This window comes from Halalkalibacter flavus (assembly GCF_036663575.1).
Classification (GTDB): Bacteria; Bacillota; Bacilli; order Bacillales; family Bacillaceae_D; genus Halalkalibacter; species Halalkalibacter flavus.
In genome coordinates, this window is record NZ_JAWRVK010000026.1 from 17,585 (window position 1) to 34,136 (window position 16,552).

The window sequence follows — 16,552 nt, forward strand, 5'->3', positions numbered from 1 at the left end:
CATTGGTCATAACAAAATAATATTTATAAAAAATGGCTCCCTTTTTGAGGAGCCAAATACTTATTAAGCATTTATTTTTTTTTTAATGGATTGAATTTGTTTTTTGACCGTTTCTACAGATTTAAAAAGAGTTTCCGCAATCTTCTTTTTGCTATACCCTTTTTGTTGAAGACTATAAATTTCCTGTTCAGAAGAGGTAAGTAACCGTATTTTCTTTTCTTTCTTTATTTTGGATAGTAAGGCTCGTGAAGCATCAGAATGTATTCGATTTCTTCCTTCAACTGCTTCGTGTATTGCTGATATGATGTCAAATATACTAGACTTGTTTATATAATTGATTGCTCCAGATTCAAAAGAATTAATAATGACTTCTTCATCGACAATTGATGTAAGGGCAATCGTTTTAATTGCCTGATTGCTTAATATTTCTATAATCTCAATTCCATCCAAGTTAGCTCTAGTAAGATTAAGATCTAATAATACAACATCTATTTCAGGTTCCCTTTTTAAGGTTTCTAACATTTCTTCCTTACATACAACAATGTCAACTACATCGATATTATTTGCCTCTTTTTCAATATACTTGGATATATTTTTTTGCCAAAAAGGTTCATCTTCTACTAATACCACTTTTATATTCTTATCTTCCATATGGTTTTATCCCTCATTTCAACACTATACAATTCGAGATTTAGGCAACTGAATAATGACAGAAGTCCCTTTGTTTACCTCACTATGAACAAATATCTCGCCACCATGCGCTCTGATTGCTTTATAGCAAAAACTAAGTCCTAATCCATGATTTTTTATGTTTTTCTTTGTTGAAAAGAAAGGTTCCATGATTCGTTTTAGTTCTTCTTTAGGAATTCCGACACCATTATCGCTAACCTCAATACTTAGTCCATTCTTTATCTTAGATAATTGAACATGTATTTGACCGTTCGGAACAACAATAGATTCCATAGCATTATTTAAAATATTATTAATGACCTCTGCTAACAGAACATCGTCACAGTATAACGTAACATCAGCTTTAAAATGAGTCTTTATTTCAAGCCCCTTCGAATTAAAAATAGGTTGTACTTTATCGATACAACCTCTAATAAGTTCCTCTAACTGAACACTTGTTTCTTTAAGAACAATTTCTTCCGTTTTTGATCTAATTCGATCGACCATGTTATCAATGCCTTCAATGGCAGGAAAAACGGATTCGATGGAGTTCTTAGCTTCATTCAAGTCTTTTTTTTCAATTGAATCTTTAGCGATATTAAAGAAAAATTTGATTTTACTAACTTCGTTTTTAATTGTGTGGTTTAAAATTGCCGTTCCTCCACTCATGATTTGCATAGATTTGTCTAATATCTGTTGTTGTTCTATTTTAACTTTCATTCCAAAGGCTCCATGTAGAAAAATGTACAAAACAAATAGGAGATAAGCTATAAAAAAGAATGTTGGAACCAAACGAAATAATTCTGTATGTATATCAATTGCTCGAAAAACATAATTAAAGATAAAAACACCTAACCAAGCTGGTACCAATACAATAAACACACGAAACTTACTCTGTTTTTGATACATGTTTATTTCAGTATAATATGTGTAAAACATGATGTAACTTGCAATTAAAATGTATGGAGCAGACCACATTAACAATACTCGAAAATTAATTGCAATGTCTGGTTGAAAATCAGCAAAGAATACCATAACAACCATTGGTATTGCTAAAATATATTGTAACTTTTTCTTATTCGAAACCTTGATAATTTTCGAGTAGACTATCGAATACATTAAGATCGCATAAGGAGAAACAACTTGGCTTAGAAATTGAAAATAAATATGTACATCAAAAAGAAAAGGTGATAGAAGATTTACTCCTATTTTTTCAACCACTGGTATAATATCTGTCAATATCGATTCAGATAGAGCACCTATTGCAGCAGACATACAAAATGTAATCATCCAACGATTCGCTTCATTTTCTTTCGGTTGAGTAATGAATAAGATAATTGCAAATAACGTATTAAAAAAGAAAATAAAGAACATTTGATCACAACCTCAAAACTATATCTAAAATATCTTTAGGCTGTTGTGCAATATAGTCTGCATGTCCTGTAGTCAAAAGATCCATTGAATCATAACCCCAAGAAACCCCAATACAACTAAGTCGCATCTTTTTAGCTGCTTTAATATCCCTTAATTCGTCGCCAATATAAATAACTTCATTGTGGTTTAATTTATTGTTTTTAAGAAAAGAGGAAATGTCTTTTACTTTAGAAAAAGGATTAAACGAATAATGAGTATAATCAAACATATTAATTGAATTGTTAATTAAAAACTGGTTAGTTACCTCACGAGAGTTAGTTGTCAAAAATCCTAAACGAAACCCCCTTTGTTTTAGTTCATAAATGACTTCATTTATTCCGTCTACAGAATTCAAATTAGGAATGTACTTTTGATACCCTTGCTTAATGAGTATCCCAACAATAGGCATATGAAAAAACGGTACATTCAGTTTTTTACACCTATTGCGTATTGATAATGCACTTAAGTAACGTATGTCTTCAGTGTTGATTTTTTTATAGCCATGTCTTTCGGCTATTTCATTAAAAATATCAATTGCTAAAGATTTTGTATTTACAAGAGTTCCATTGAAATTGAAAAGAATAACCTTAGACATATCATTCTCCTTGCGATTTATTTATAAGTTGTAGAACAAAAACGACAAAAATTAACATTTTATCATAAAAATCACTTATTGGGGAGGGGTATATTTTTACCCCTCCCTTCCAACACAGGAAATATTGTATTATGTAAATAGATACTAAATATTCGTTAATGAATTAAACAAGTCACTTAAATCTATTGATAGTTTTTGTCTTATCAAGCTTCTGTCCTTCATCTATAAAATCACTCGTTACAACAAAATGAACAAGCTCATGTCCTTAATAAAAAACAGCGAAATTTAAAGCCTGCTTTTTATAAAGATAGATCATTACAGATCTGTGCAGCTATAAGATTTAAATAAAAAAGATATGAAATATTCATTTCACTAGAATTTTTTTTAATAATATCTTTTACATCTTTGCTGAAGGTTAAATATAATAGTTCTTTCCCTTCAACACCAAAAGATTTAACTGTTAATTCTTTATTTAAAATATAGTGAGCAAACAAGCTATTTAAAGAGATGGCATTTTCATTGCAGTATGTAGAAATTTTACTTTTAATTGTTTTATCAATCTTAATCTGAATGTAATCTTTATCTGTGTTAAATTCTTTATCTTTGTTTATGTCATTTTTTGTTAAAAAATAATTGTAGTGAGTATAGAAATAATCACAAATCAAATAACCGAAGAACACCCTTTTTGAAAGTCCATGCCTATGTATTTCATTAATTTTAACACCAACCGATTCATTGATTGTAATGGTGGTTACATAATTTAACTGAATTGACACTTTTAATTGTTCAATTTCATCTAAAGTATAAGATCTATTTAAGATATCAAATAAGGCAATCGAAATAATATTTCTTTTACTAGTACCCATCTTTTTCGCTGATATTTCTATAAGATGATTAATTTCTTTATTCATAAGGATATTTAATTTCAAGACATGCCCCCCAATTTGAATTAACTATTTTATTTAATTGAAAATTTTGCTATAATTACGATTAAAGAAACATGGTATTAGATTTATTATATGTAAAAGATAGCATATAACTGTTTTGAATTTCAAACACAATTCTAATAAAATCAAAAAATCCCTGCTTCACCACTGTTTTTATCTGGTTACTTGTTTGGCGACAGGACCAGATAAAAACCCCTTGTAGTTAAAACAGAGATATTTTTACAATCATTATGTGATTTACTTGATAAAATTATACCATGTAATCACTATATTGTGAAGAAGTTTTACCTCTGTTTTAAGTACATTCGACTTAGGTGTGCAGAAAAAAACGGAGGTATTTTTATGTTCAAAACATGGAAACAATTTCTAACATGGGAAAAAGCTTCTCAAGATACGATTGATTTTAAAACGATCTATGTCGATGTTGTCGGAAAACGTGGTCTTGTCGGTAACAAGAAAAATAAAAAAGGTGAAATGGAAAATGGAGATATCATATCAGGTCTCTTACTTTCTCAAATTGTATATTGGTATCTTCCAAACAAAAATGGTGAGTCTAAGTTAAAAGTAAAAAAACATGGGCACCATTGGATAGTCAAAAAAATAGATGAATGGTATGACGAAATTCGTTTAACGCCTGCTAATTATCGAACTGCAATGAAACGATTAGAAGAAGAAGATTTAGTCATCAAAAAATCTATGAAAGATCCATTTGATCGTGATCATCAAAAAACAGCCACCCATATTCGTCTTAATATTCCCGAATTTATGATGCGTTTAGGATTAGTTTTGGCTGCTCTTGAGTCACATGTTCATGACGATGATTTTAATGAATATTTCGAAGAGCAAATGAACGCTGAACCCATGTCCTCATTGGGAAATGTTGAATCAACAATTCCGGTTGAATCCTTGTCCCCATTGGGAAATGTTGAATCAACATTTCCTATAGGACGTGTTGAATCGACAATTCCAGGAAATGTTGAATCAACACGTCCTTTATATAAAGAGAATACCTTTAAAGAGAATACCTTTAAAGAGAATATTAATTATTCATCATCATCTATAGATAGAGATAATACTAGAGTTAGTAAAGAAACCAAAAACAAGAAAGATGATGATGAAAAATTAAATCAAATTATTTCATCTCATGATGGAATTGCATTAGAAATGCTATATAACTTGTTATTACATAAAGGAATTTCTCATGATAAAGCCAGAGATACGGTTCTCACTTGCTGGAATGATAGAGTGATAGAGTTCTCGACGGAAGATGTGCAAAAACAATATGATTGGATGATGGATAAAGAACGTCATGGGGAACCAATTAATTATTGGCCGGTTTATTTTGCTAATGGACTTAAAGACAAAGCTGAACAATCTAGACTTAGTGATAGTCACTATCAAAAAAAACTGGGTGAACTAAAGTTAAGTCAAGAAAACGATTATGAAAAAAAAGTTCCTAGTTATATTCCTAGTTATAATTGGTTAGAGAAATCTAATTAGGTAGTGTAATATGAGCGTGAATTTTGATTATGAACTTGATAGATTCAGAGAAATTAACAACTTTCGATGTACATAGCAATAAAGAGCCCTTCAGAATCCCTATTTTAGCCATATAAGCATTTTAAGTGGCAACCCCTACTTTCTTCCTTTTGAGATAAATAAAATCTTTCTATGGGGTTGCTATGGCGTTATATGGGTTGCTTAGTATATGTCATGTTGCTTTCTCTTGATTGGACTCCTTAATGGCTAAAATATTTAACCTTTAACAATGTTTAAGTCAGCAAATTGTAGCACAGCAGTTTTTTCAGGAAGCGAACCGATAAAAAATAAGCATAGCAGCCCCTTGCTTTTGTTCAAAACAAAAAACAGCCCCATAGAAGGGCTGTTATGCGTGCTTAGAAATGATTTACCTTCCAATGTCGAAGAAATCATCATGAATGTCTCGACTCGAAAAAGTTAATGGCCGTAGAATGGCCTATAGTGACACATTACTTCTCGAAAAGCTTAGCAAACAAACCATTTGGGGTGTTATTGCCCGCTTCTTAAGCGAATCCATCATCATCCATATCTTCAATGTTTGCCCATGTTTCATCTTTTTTAATACTTTGTGATTCATCAATGAATTCTTTTTCTTCCATAAGTGGTTCTGGTTCGGGAATGGATCTTTTTTCAACTGGTTCTTCCATTTTAGAAGTTGGTTTATCCGTTTTAGGTAAATGAAAGTTAATTTTTCTTGGCATGACTTCAGATACATCAACCGTACCAGTCTGTTTGTGTAGCTGTTGGGCTGCATAAAGAAAGAAGTTTGACAGGTCCGATTGTTGGTTGATCCAATCAATAAATTCCGGTGTTAGGTCGCGGCTTAGATAAATATTGATTCGATCGCCTTGTTTGTATTCCTTATTTCGTATTCGAGCCATCAATAACACCTAGTGCTTTTTCTTTTTGTTGTTCATAACGTGGTGAACACGTGTATACGAGTAAGCCGCGCGCATTCACAAACATTGGATTAGAAAGGAAAGTCACATTCGTCATTCGGTCTTTTTGCTTCAAGATTGTTGTCAAATATGACTTTAATACCGCTCCACCGCCGCCATAAATAAAAACGAATGGATCGTCTTTAAGATCGTCAATTTTATCGATGATCTTTGCGCTAATTTGGTTTGCTAGTTGTAGCATAGCTGTACCGGAAGCTTGAATGAGAGCGTTATGACGAGGGTGTTCTGAATCAAAATAGATATCATTAAATTCAGCGATACTGTCAATTGGTTTACGGGGATTTTCACGGTTCCAGCGTTTCATGATATCGAGAATCGTTTGTTTTACGCCGTAGTTCAATCCTTCAGAAAGCTTCGGATTAAATTTAACACCTTCTGTTACTACAATTTCAGTTGTACCAGCTCCAATGTCAAAGTGTAATAACGTTTTGTTATTAAAGTTTACTTTTACAATTTGTTCGCCAATTTCAACTTTACGTTCAGCTAATTTTCCTTTTTCATCGAAAACTACGCCCCATGCAGCAGCTGCACCTTCAGCAAGGCATTTGCAAAATTCAATGTTAATAATGATCTTCACATCACGTCCAGATGGATGATGAAACGTAATTTCGTGAGCTCCCATGAATCGATCAGCGTTTGCCTGTGCAGACGCTTGTGTAATTGTACTGACTGGAAGTGCCACAGATAAATCATAAGTTACTTCAATGTGGTCTTTATCGTATTCTCGCTTCATCGCAGCAATTGCTAGACCAGAAAGAGTCACGATAGCTGGAAGTTCATCGGTTGATTTATCCGATTTCTTTTCTAGTTCTGTTGCTTGTAAATTATCATTTAAAACTTTTTCTCCAATAATGTAACGGTTGTTATTAAAGACTAGAGTTTTAGAGTTGATCGTCACATCAATATTATCTTCCAGTTGTTCGACAGGAATATCTTCTAAATCCATTAACTCAGTGGTTTCACCAAGATACAGAGAATAGACCGTTGGGATCAACATAGGTTCTGAATCTTTTACCCATAATTTTAAAGCATTGTTTCCTGCATCGGCTCCAGCTTTTAAAATAGTGTTCATTCTGAAAGTCACTCCTTAAATAATAGGTTATTGTTCTATTAATTACTATTATATACCAATAGAAACATATTAGCAATATAATTAACGTATTTTATGCGCACAATAAACGCACAAATTCGTTTTGTTTGTGTTGACATTATATTTCTCCTATACATATAATTTGCGCACAAAAGAAATATAAAAAATCACTGAAGTCTCAAACGAGCCAACAGGGACAACAAGAGCATGAAAACCCCCTTGTCATTTACATCCATCTATATGGACACTTTTGAACTTATCTCGGACTTACCCACTGACTTTTTTATGAAAACATCATGGACAAGTCATGAAACACTGGTAAAATTACTATAAATAAAGCTTATGAAGTGGTGACGATGTGAAAATGGCGTGATTTCTTGGAGGTGGTTAAGTGGAAATAGCTTGGATAACAGTAGCAGACATTCATAAAGAAACAAACATACCTGAGTCCACGATACGAAGATACATAAAAAATTATGCTGAGTATTTCAAAACGAAAAAAGTTGGCCGTGCTATTAAATATAGCGATGATGCGATTGAAATTATTTTATACATTGCAGCTCTTTTTAATGATAAATATAGCAGTGAGGAAGTAGCTGAAAAGCTGCAAAATAAATATGCTATGACTATAAATGTTGAGGAAAAACCTAAACGCCACGAAGTCACCACAGATCCACCAGCGGAAAAAGATAACGAATTAGTGATGAAGTTGATGCAAACGATTATGGAAATGGAAACTCGTATTCGTGAATTAGAAAACGACCAAAGACAATTAGCAGCCTCAGTTTCACCTGAAGAAGAACGGCAGGAAAAATTAAACTATGCTTTACTTCAAAATAAAATAAACCGGCAACTGGAAGAAGAAGCAGAGAAAGAATGGCAGCTACTGCCAGAACAGGAGCGATACAAAAAAAGGGGGTGGTTTAGCAAAGAGTTGGATTTTGAGAAAAAACAGAAATACATTAAACACTATATAGATAAACACTATGAGCAGAAATTGAGACAGGAACTAGGTATGGAATAGCACTTACTCAAGCGTAACAGGATCTTTCTTTTTATTAAACCGTAACCAAGTTTTTTTATGTTTTCTCCCCATCAGGCATTGGGGAGGAGGCTGGGGTGAATTGGTGAGAGCCAAGAGGGGCTAGCCCCTTTATAGCGTCTCTAATTTTAACGGAAAACAGGTTCTTACTTGTAAGAGAGTTTGACATCGTTATTATCTCTCCGCTGCCTTAAAGGCAGCGGAGAGAGCCTTTAAGGCGCTTTATTTCTTATCTTCTACCACGAGAAAACGTTCGGATGGATGCGATCACCATACGTCCAGAGCCTGAGCTGTTACCGAATTGTTGCAGCAGAGAAGGCGCCATTAAACCAACAATCAAAAAGCCGATCGATGTAGCAAAAACAAAAGGTGCTTTTGTAAGCGAAAGTATATTTTCAAAGTTTGTGAGAAAGCTAATGCTTAACACTACAGCTAACCCTTGTACAAACAGCGTCAACGCTCTTGCAATATAGATTTTTAACCATAGGCTAAACAGATTATAAGTATCATTTGGCATTGTCACAATTGCCAGTGGTCCCGTAACGAATAAAATGGCAATTAAACAAAATGAATAAACCATCTGAAGGAATAAAGCCAGTAGAACTAAAGCGTAAATAATTAAGTAAAGCACCATCATAGATCCGTTTGGCGTTAGAAGGAACCCGACCATAATATCGGTTTTCAAATGGCCAGCACCCGTCAATTGGTAAAAAATCGGTGCGTTTAATGCATATTGAATATCCAAAAGTAACTTAAAAAAAGGTGTGTACGTGAACAACAGTGCAGCAGCGAATACCGTTTTTGCTAATTTTTCGTTTAAAATCTGCGGTGCGTCGCTTGCGTCTGTGAAGCGAACGATCATCATTTTTAAAATCTGAAAAATCAAAATTAATGCCAGTAGCGTTTGTGGCACTTTGTCAAAACTATCTTTAAATCTTGTTAAAACGGCGTCATCAAGGACGGCTGATGGTTTGATCGCTAATTGTGACAACGGCGATAATACGTATTCTATCGTCTTTTTCCCCAACGAAAATATCCACGAGTCTACATGGCAGCCAACATCGAAACGTCCACAGTTGAATGTTCCTTCTTGGTAATCAAGTTCTTTAACTCTTTTTTTATAAAGGTTCGCTGAACCTTTTCCGTGCAATTTTTCATACTGATCCACTAAACTATCAATTTCATTTTTATAAGCGTTATAAAATCCTTCTGTTCCTGGTTTAATTTCTCTCGATTGAGTAGGAGTGTTTTGAATTTCTTTTTTCAATTCTCTCTCGAGTTGTTGCTCGTTTATCGTCGTATCTTGCATAATAATACTTTGTTTTTCTTCTGCATGAGATATATTTAAATTGAATCCTGCTTGTAGTATAATTAACATTGTAAGCAGGGTGGCTATTCTTCTAAAACTGGCGAGGTTTTTCATAGGGATAGCCACCCCCTTACTGCAAAGTAAACGACAAAACCCATTAAACAATAAAATACAAATAGATAGAATCGTTCTTTTTCATAACGTTTTTTTGGCATTTCTTTCCCAAATATTTCATAATAATTCTCTTTTCTATTTTCCATTGGTTTGTCGAGACAAACCTTCATGACAATCCCTGCCCACTTCTCAATAAAAAGCAGGCCTTTCGCTAGCTGATCTAAAAAACTTTTCATCTTTTAACCACCCCATTATTTTTTCTCTAGTTCACAACCTAACAAACGATCATTTTCTTGCATAAGAATATTTCCATTTTCTAATTTTTTTACCGTGTAATACTTAACTTCATGAACAATTTCATCAACTACTTTCAATTGAATTCCATCATTGTGACTCTCAACTTCATAAGAATACTGTAGGTTTTCCATGACAACCGTGTCAGAATAAAACTTTACGTTATCGTATTCACTCAAACATGAGTCATGATGTTGCGGTTCTCCATCATGGTACTCTTGTTTTTTCACCCATTCTCCCTCTAAAGCAATTCCGTTGTTTCCGCCGCATCCAGCTAGTAAAACGAAACAAGAAAACACCATGATCATTTCTTTTTTCATGTTAATCCCATCTCCATTTTCTTATGATTTTAAAAAAATGTAATATTATCTTTCTAAAGATATATCATATGATTTTGATCGTTGAGGAGTTTTTTCAGTTTCCATTTCTTTCTTTTTTTCTTCCACTTTCTTTTCTTTAGCTTCTTCTTTTAGATCCGTTGTTTTTTCGTTGGTTTTAGTTAAATTATTTTCAATGTTTTGAATTCTCGTGTTATATTTTTGTGATTCTTGAGGTGTTAGTAGTTTTTTAAATGAACGTAAATCTTTTTGAAGGTTTTGAATTTGAGAAGCGGCAGCATGTTTAACGTATTGATCTAATGATGAAAGTAACACTTCATTTTTTAGAATCTGTGACACGATTTTTTTAGAAAAATCTGTTTCTAAGATTTTATCTAACTGTTTTTGTCGAGTGTTTAATTTATCAAGTTTTGTCTCAATATCTTTTATGTTTTTAGCGTCTTCCTTCTTTGTAGATGAAGTTTGATTATTTAAATTTTCATTAAGCCCTTTATCTGTAGAGTAATGATTGGAAGACTCATTATCTTGAATAGAATTAACATTAACTTCCTCTTTTTGATCTTCAAATCTCTTCTTTGCTTCTTCCATACTTATTAACTTTTTATCAATAGTTTTAAGTTTTTCTCGTTCTCTTTCTCTCATTCTTGGATCATCTGAATAATCAATATTTTGAGAAAATTCGTCCCTATATGTTTTTAATTCTTGAATCTCTTTATTGATTTCATCACTTGATTTACCCTTAAAATCCTCAACAAACTTTTGAATTTGTTCTTCTTGTTTAGATTCAAATTCTTTTACTTCATCTTTAGATGAAGATGTTTGATCTTTACTAATGTTTTGATCTGTTCCTAAATTATTAGAGAATTTTTCTTTTGTTTCTACAAGTTTTTCTTTTTGATCTTTTAGATTTTGTATCTTTAATTTATTTGTTGTTTTTTCTATAAGCGCCGCAATCACTTCCATAATCTCATCTTGAGAATAACTAGCCTGTGTCAATGATACCAACTCCTTATTTATTTTCTTTTTGGTCTTTAAATTTTTGTGGAGTTTTTTCTTTTACATACTCTGAAAAAATCTTTAATAACTCTTCTGTTTGTTCAACATCTAAATGGTAAATGTCAAAATACTTCTCTAGGAGAGCTCCTTTTTCAATTAATCTTCTGGCTCTTTCTTTTCGTTCTTTTTCTTTCATTTTTAATTTTTTTATTTTTGAACGTTCAATCATTCCATCAAGCTTTTTAATTTTTTCATCGTGATTTAATCTGTCATAGTAAGACACGTTAATCTACTCCTTACAGAGTTTTTGTATCTGAAGTTTTTTCAAATGTCTTTTTAGATGTTGTCTCAATTTCATCTTGTAATTCTTCTTTTTTTTCTATTTTCTTTTCTTCTTTGGAATCTTCTTTGATAATTTTTAATGCATCATCTGTTAATAAATCAATGGTTTCATAAACCTTTTCTAAATTGCCATCCACATCCCATTTTTCTAGGATATAAGCTCCAATTTCGGCTTGAGCTTTCTTTAAAAGTTCCTCTTTTTGCTTCATGTACTCTTGAATTTTTTTGTCAATATCACTTGCTTTTTCTAATGCTTTTGTGTTCCTTCTTGCCATTTTATTACCTCCTATTATTACCTTCTTATTTTGTATATTTATCTATAATTTGATTGTAAATCAAAATACATAACAATTCAACCAAAATGTGGTAAATATATGTAGAATATGGTATAATGAAATCGTTGATAGAAGCAACGCCCATTTACACACGATGAGATCATCGTGTTAAATGGGTAACCCCTTCGCCTTTGGCGATTACCCTGCGGGAGCAAAATCAAAAACAAGTGAGGTGAATCATAATGAGTGATCAAGGTTATTTTATGTTTTCAAGTCAACCAAAAAAGAAATCAGATCAAAACTGTGTTGCGTATGCTGCTTATTGTGCAGATGAAAAATTATTTGATGAAGTAGAAGATCGTCATCATAAATTTAAAGAGCATGAAATAAAACCTGTGTCTTTTATTATGAAACCTTCACATGCTCCAGACTGGACTCTTAATCGTGAAAAACTTTGGAATGAAGTTAAAAAGAATGAAAAGGGATCAAATTGGAGAACTCATAGAGATTTAAAATTATCATTGCCTATTGGATTTCCAAAAGATCACTACTTGGAAATGACAAAAGAATTTGTTAAAGAAAATTTAACAGATCAAGGAATGGTTGCAGATGTTCATATTCATTTAGATCATAAAGATAATCCTCACGTACATATTCTTTGTACGGTTCGTGCTTTTAATAAAGATGGAACATGGGCAGATAAAAAGAAAAACATTCCTAAGCTAGATAAGGATGGGAATGAGATTAGAGATGAAAAAGGTTGGAAAGTATACAAAACGGTAGCTGTAACGAATTGGGATTCGAAAGAATTTTTAGAAAATCAAAGAAGTTCTTGGTCTAGAATTCATAATAAATACGCTGAATTAAATAAGATTAATAAGCATTTTGATCACCGTTCTTATGAACGACAAGGCTTAGATAAGGAAGCAACAAAACGATTATCAAGAAGAAATTACGAATTGGAAAAACAAGAAAAAGAAAAGGCTAAAGCCCTGGATGTTCCTTATAAACCAGTTACAAAATGGGGCGAGTATAACGAAGAAGTAAGAAAAGAAAATGAAGCGATTCAGCACAAAAAAGTGATGGAGTCCCAGCAAATAACTGACATTAAATCCATTTTCAAAAAGAACGTTCAACAAGTTGATAGCAATCTTAATGACATTCAAAAACAATCAATAAAGACCGTATTGCGAAAAGCAAAAAATGTTAATGGACAGTTTTTATCGAATCTAAATTATCAGGTTGCTAAAGAAGTAAATAACTCGATGGTGGATGTTAATTCAAAATGGAATGATTACTTGCAACGAGAAAAAATTAATATAGATGTTCAAAATAATTTCTATCAATTAATGGTTAAAAAATATAAAGAAGATCCTAATTTTGTTACTATGTATGGTTTACCAAAAGATAGGAACGAATTTAAAACGATCATTAGCGAAAAATTAACCAATTTAAAATCAAATGGTAAAAAATTCAATTCTCAGTTTAATGCTTTTGTAAAAGAAAAAGAGAGTGCAAGTTTTGTGTATTCAGCTCAAAAAGAAATTGTTAATCGTACCTTTGAGGAAGTATACGGAAAAGAAGCAGCCGATAAATTTACTTCTGATGAAAAAGGGTTTGCTATAGATTCAGCACTTAAGGATCGGTATATCAGAATGGATCAGATCAAAGATGAATATAGCAAATCTGCTGTTTCATACGCTGATATTGATTACATGTCATTAGCGAAAAAATATCAACAGTCCCTTATGATCACGGAAAGATCTATTCAAAAGATGCAAAGAGAAATTAAACAGAATGAGTCTAATCCAAAACCTGATCGATATATTCATTTGTTTAAATCTGAGAAGATTCGTGATCATTATAAGGATTTATTAAACCAAATACAGCCTTCCATGGTCCAGCAAATTCAAAAAGATTTTGCAGAAAACAATAAAATGGTTTCTCAAAATGATCTTGAGAAAATGTCCTATGAAGAATTGATTTCTTATTACTACAATGATGAATCAATGATTGAAAAACAACTAAATAAAAACTTTAATCAAGAAAGGAAGGTTGTTAATGATACTGAGGAAAGAATCGACAGAGATCATGACTTTAATGTTGAAAAATTAAATTCTTCTCAACAACAAGATATTACATCAGGTTTATTAGGTGCTTTCGGTCAAGTTCAAAACAGTCAACAGGCGAAAACGAAAGAGACAAAAGCTAAGAAGAATCGTAAGAAGAGACACAGAGATGATGATTTATATCTTGAATAGAGGAGAGTGTTAATCATGGCAACTAAAAAAAAGAGAAAGCTAAAAAAAAGTTGGAAATCACTTTTAATAGTGTGTTCCTTTCTATCTATTTTCTTAACTTATTGTGTGGTTGCTTTGCTCTTTCACCTCATGAATATGAATAGTTTAGAATTTGATCTTAATGAAATGTTTCAAAGTTTGATAAGTGTAGGTGATGTATTTCATTTTATATTGGGTGATCCTAATTTAAAAATGATCGCTTCATTAATACCAATTTTAGTTTTAAGTTTCTTGTTGTATTTAAGACGAGATAGTTTATTTGAAAAACAATATGATGATGCTTCGGATTTTGCATTACATGGTAGTAATAAAATAGAAGACTCGGAGGAAGCAATTGATGGAAAAGTTTTATCTAATAAAACGGATTATACTCCAAAAGATTATAAGGGTGTTTTAAAGAATGTTGAAGAAGGGATTGTGCTAGGTAAAGTTCCTAATGAAAATAGACTACTAGTTGTTCATGATAGTACTGAAATTGATAATAAAAATGTTTTAGTAGTTGGTTCGTCTGGTAGTGGTAAAGGACAGAGTTATGTTATTCCTAACATCATAAATATTCGTACTCAATCAATCATTTGTATTGACCCTAAAGGTGAAAACTATATGTTAACTCACCAATTAAAAAGAGATCAAGGATTTAAAGTTTATAACATTGATTTTATTGAGTTTTCAGAAGCTTCCTACAATCCATTTGATCTAATCCTTAATGATGAAGATGCTCAAAAAGTCAGTAGATATATTGTTCGAAATAGTACTAAAGATGGTAAAGAGGATTTTTTCTCAGAGCGTGCTCAAAAATTATTAGGTGCCCTTATGGTTTATGTTAAATCTACATTTCCTAAATTAGAAGCTAATATGGAAACATTAATAAATGTTTACAATACAAAGATTAAAGACGCTGAAAAATGTGATGAATTTTTAGATTCACTTCCAGTAGAACATCCTGCTCGTGGATTATTAATATCTGTATTAGAGGGTTTAACAGGAAATACAAGAGCTTCTGTTATGGCTTCGTTTGATAGTGCTATCGGGATATTCCAGTTAAGAAGAATTAAAGAAATGACAAAGAAAAGTGATTTTACTTTCGACGAATTTCAAGATGGAAAAAGTATTCTATACGTCAAAATCTCTACACCAACAAATCCTTATGAAGCTTTAACAAGTGTTTTCTTTACTCAGATGATTGATCGATTTTATATGTTAGCTCGTCATAATGAATCCAATAAACTCAATACACCTGTTAATTTCATTTTGGATGAATTCCCAAATATCGGAAGGGTGGAAGGCTATTCTGAGACTTTAAATACATGTAGAGGACACTTAATTTATATGCACACCATTATTCAAAATATTTCACAACTACAAGAAGAAAAGCTTTACGGAGATAAAGGTGCAAGATCAATTATTTCTGCTCATGATAGTCAATTAATTTTGAGAGTCTTAGAAAAAGAAACGGCCAAGTTATTTTCTGAACGTTTCGGTAAAACAACAGTTAGCCATAAAGCAGAATCAGTAACCATCTCAGATGGTAAAAGAAGTATTAGCAAGAATGATACATTTGTTGAACGGGATGTTGTAACAGCGGGTGAATTGTTAAAAATGAAGAAGAATCAAGCCTATCTTCTTATTGCAGGTCATGATGTTATGGAAATTGAAAAAGCATTTCAGTTCGAAGTTTATGGTGAGTTAATCACAAAGGATAGAAAGTACAATTATCATAATTCTCGAAAGAAATTAGGATATACAGACCCATTATACGTAAGGGATGAAACAAACAAAAATCAAGCTTTCTCTTTTGAAGAATATCAAAAACAAAATTATGGATCAACAGAGAAAGAACAAAAGATTGAAATGAAAGAACAGCAATCTGAATTAAAGCAGCAAGTTATACAAAATGAAAATAAAGATAAAGTTCAATCAGATGAAACTACTCTTGAAAATGAAAATCAAACAACTCAACAGCTTAATGAAGAGAATGAAGCTGTATCCCAAATGGAAAATGAAGTTGCAGCAAGTGTTGAAGAGGAAACGACTAGCAACCTTCAAAATGAATTTAATGATGTCAACAAAAGTGTAGTTGAAGATTTTAAGAATACGACTGACAATGTGAAAAAAGAAGAAGAGAAACGCAAAGAAAGTATGAGCAATGATGAAATGTTAGATGAATTTGAGATGGATTTTGAAGCCATTGATATGCTAACAGATACCTCACAAACAGTTGATCTTTTAAGGCAGGAAATGACGTTAATGAACAGTAATAATAACCGCATTGAAAACGAATTAGAAGAAGAAGATGTTCTGCCAATGTAAAAAACAAATTATACCATTCT

General features: G+C 32.1%; 16 protein-coding genes. 4 read left to right on the forward strand and 12 right to left on the reverse strand.

Annotated elements, in window-relative coordinates:
* Window positions 1–63: 63 nt before the first annotated feature.
* The 4 genes from SAY88_RS16325 to SAY88_RS16340 all read right to left on the reverse strand — a co-directional run bounded on the left by SAY88_RS16325 (window position 64) and on the right by SAY88_RS16340 (window position 3,606).
* Window positions 64–651, reverse strand: coding sequence for a response regulator (locus SAY88_RS16325; protein WP_332633075.1), 588 nt, complete (start codon window positions 649–651; stop codon window positions 64–66).
* A gap of 24 nt (window positions 652–675) precedes the next feature.
* Window positions 676–2,043, reverse strand: coding sequence for a sensor histidine kinase (locus SAY88_RS16330; RefSeq protein WP_332633077.1), 1,368 nt, complete (start codon window positions 2,041–2,043; stop codon window positions 676–678).
* A gap of 4 nt (window positions 2,044–2,047) precedes the next feature.
* Window positions 2,048–2,677 (reverse strand): HAD-IA family hydrolase, encoded by a 630-nt coding sequence (locus tag SAY88_RS16335; RefSeq protein ID WP_332633079.1) that lies wholly within the window; start codon window positions 2,675–2,677, stop codon window positions 2,048–2,050.
* A 299-nt stretch (window positions 2,678–2,976) separates the two neighbouring features.
* The gene (locus SAY88_RS16340; protein WP_332633081.1) at window positions 2,977–3,606 is read right to left on the reverse strand and encodes a hypothetical protein; all 630 of its coding nucleotides are present in this window, start codon (window positions 3,604–3,606) and stop codon (window positions 2,977–2,979) included.
* A 360-nt stretch (window positions 3,607–3,966) separates the two neighbouring features.
* Between SAY88_RS16340 and SAY88_RS16345 the strand changes: the two genes are divergently transcribed.
* Window positions 3,967–5,124, forward strand: a complete 1,158-nt coding sequence (locus tag SAY88_RS16345; RefSeq protein WP_332633083.1) for a hypothetical protein — start codon at window positions 3,967–3,969, stop codon at window positions 5,122–5,124.
* Window positions 5,125–5,666: 542 nt separating this feature from the next.
* On the opposite strand, the gene SAY88_RS16350 is transcribed toward SAY88_RS16345, so the two are convergent.
* Both SAY88_RS16350 and SAY88_RS16355 read right to left on the reverse strand, forming a co-directional pair.
* A complete protein-coding gene (locus SAY88_RS16350) occupies window positions 5,667–6,044 on the reverse strand; it encodes a hypothetical protein (protein ID WP_332633085.1) in 378 nt (125 codons plus the stop codon).
* Entirely contained in the window at window positions 6,025–7,194 is a 1,170-nt protein-coding gene (locus SAY88_RS16355) for a ParM/StbA family protein (protein ID WP_332633087.1), read from the reverse strand. Before SAY88_RS16355 ends, SAY88_RS16350 begins: the two co-directional genes overlap by 20 nt.
* A gap of 409 nt (window positions 7,195–7,603) precedes the next feature.
* Here SAY88_RS16355 and SAY88_RS16360 point away from each other — a divergent pair, with 409 nt between their 5' ends.
* The gene (locus SAY88_RS16360) at window positions 7,604–8,236 is read left to right on the forward strand and encodes a MerR family transcriptional regulator (protein WP_332633089.1); all 633 of its coding nucleotides are present in this window, start codon (window positions 7,604–7,606) and stop codon (window positions 8,234–8,236) included.
* 247 nt (window positions 8,237–8,483) lie between these two features.
* Here the strand turns inward: SAY88_RS16360 and SAY88_RS16365 are convergent, their stop codons facing one another.
* The 6 genes from SAY88_RS16365 to SAY88_RS16390 are packed head-to-tail and all read right to left on the reverse strand — an operon-like array spanning window position 8,484 to window position 11,922.
* Window positions 8,484–9,677, reverse strand: coding sequence for a conjugal transfer protein TrbL family protein (locus SAY88_RS16365; protein WP_332633091.1), 1,194 nt, complete (start codon window positions 9,675–9,677; stop codon window positions 8,484–8,486).
* Entirely contained in the window at window positions 9,674–9,913 is a 240-nt protein-coding gene (locus SAY88_RS16370; protein WP_332633093.1) for a hypothetical protein, read from the reverse strand. Before SAY88_RS16370 ends, SAY88_RS16365 begins: the two co-directional genes overlap by 4 nt.
* Window positions 9,914–9,928: 15 nt before the next feature.
* Entirely contained in the window at window positions 9,929–10,291 is a 363-nt protein-coding gene (locus SAY88_RS16375) for a hypothetical protein (RefSeq protein ID WP_332633095.1), read from the reverse strand.
* A 45-nt stretch (window positions 10,292–10,336) separates the two neighbouring features.
* On the reverse strand, window positions 10,337–11,305 hold the full coding sequence (locus tag SAY88_RS16380; RefSeq protein WP_332633097.1) for a hypothetical protein: 969 nt from the start codon (window positions 11,303–11,305) through the stop codon (window positions 10,337–10,339).
* Between the two features lie 13 nt (window positions 11,306–11,318).
* Window positions 11,319–11,588 (reverse strand): hypothetical protein, encoded by a 270-nt coding sequence (locus tag SAY88_RS16385; protein WP_332633099.1) that lies wholly within the window; start codon window positions 11,586–11,588, stop codon window positions 11,319–11,321.
* 13 nt (window positions 11,589–11,601) lie between these two features.
* Window positions 11,602–11,922, reverse strand: a complete 321-nt coding sequence (locus SAY88_RS16390; RefSeq protein WP_332633101.1) for a hypothetical protein — start codon at window positions 11,920–11,922, stop codon at window positions 11,602–11,604.
* Between the two features lie 242 nt (window positions 11,923–12,164).
* Here SAY88_RS16390 and SAY88_RS16395 point away from each other — a divergent pair, with 242 nt between their 5' ends.
* Together SAY88_RS16395 and SAY88_RS16400 are read left to right on the forward strand one after the other, a co-directional pair.
* Entirely contained in the window at window positions 12,165–14,183 is a 2,019-nt protein-coding gene (locus SAY88_RS16395; protein WP_332633103.1) for a MobA/MobL family protein, read from the forward strand.
* Between the two features lie 15 nt (window positions 14,184–14,198).
* A complete protein-coding gene (locus SAY88_RS16400; RefSeq protein ID WP_332633105.1) occupies window positions 14,199–16,532 on the forward strand; it encodes a VirD4-like conjugal transfer protein, CD1115 family in 2,334 nt (777 codons plus the stop codon).
* Window positions 16,533–16,552 lie beyond the last annotated feature (20 nt).

Coding starts and splice junctions, on each gene's coding strand:
- SAY88_RS16325 (WP_332633075.1), bottom strand. CDS start 651: ATGGAAGATAAGAATATAAAAGTGGTATTAGTAGAAGATGAACCTTTT.
- SAY88_RS16330 (WP_332633077.1), bottom strand. CDS start 2,043: ATGTTCTTTATTTTCTTTTTTAATACGTTATTTGCAATTATCTTATTC.
- SAY88_RS16335 (WP_332633079.1), bottom strand. CDS start 2,677: ATGTCTAAGGTTATTCTTTTCAATTTCAATGGAACTCTTGTAAATACA.
- SAY88_RS16345 (WP_332633083.1), top strand. CDS start 3,967: ATGTTCAAAACATGGAAACAATTTCTAACATGGGAAAAAGCTTCTCAA.
- SAY88_RS16350 (WP_332633085.1), bottom strand. CDS start 6,044: ATGGCTCGAATACGAAATAAGGAATACAAACAAGGCGATCGAATCAAT.
- SAY88_RS16355 (WP_332633087.1), bottom strand. CDS start 7,194: ATGAACACTATTTTAAAAGCTGGAGCCGATGCAGGAAACAATGCTTTA.
- SAY88_RS16365 (WP_332633091.1), bottom strand. CDS start 9,677: ATGAAAAACCTCGCCAGTTTTAGAAGAATAGCCACCCTGCTTACAATG.
- SAY88_RS16370 (WP_332633093.1), bottom strand. CDS start 9,913: ATGAAAAGTTTTTTAGATCAGCTAGCGAAAGGCCTGCTTTTTATTGAG.
- SAY88_RS16375 (WP_332633095.1), bottom strand. CDS start 10,291: ATGAAAAAAGAAATGATCATGGTGTTTTCTTGTTTCGTTTTACTAGCT.
- SAY88_RS16390 (WP_332633101.1), bottom strand. CDS start 11,922: ATGGCAAGAAGGAACACAAAAGCATTAGAAAAAGCAAGTGATATTGAC.
- SAY88_RS16395 (WP_332633103.1), top strand. CDS start 12,165: ATGAGTGATCAAGGTTATTTTATGTTTTCAAGTCAACCAAAAAAGAAA.
- SAY88_RS16400 (WP_332633105.1), top strand. CDS start 14,199: ATGGCAACTAAAAAAAAGAGAAAGCTAAAAAAAAGTTGGAAATCACTT.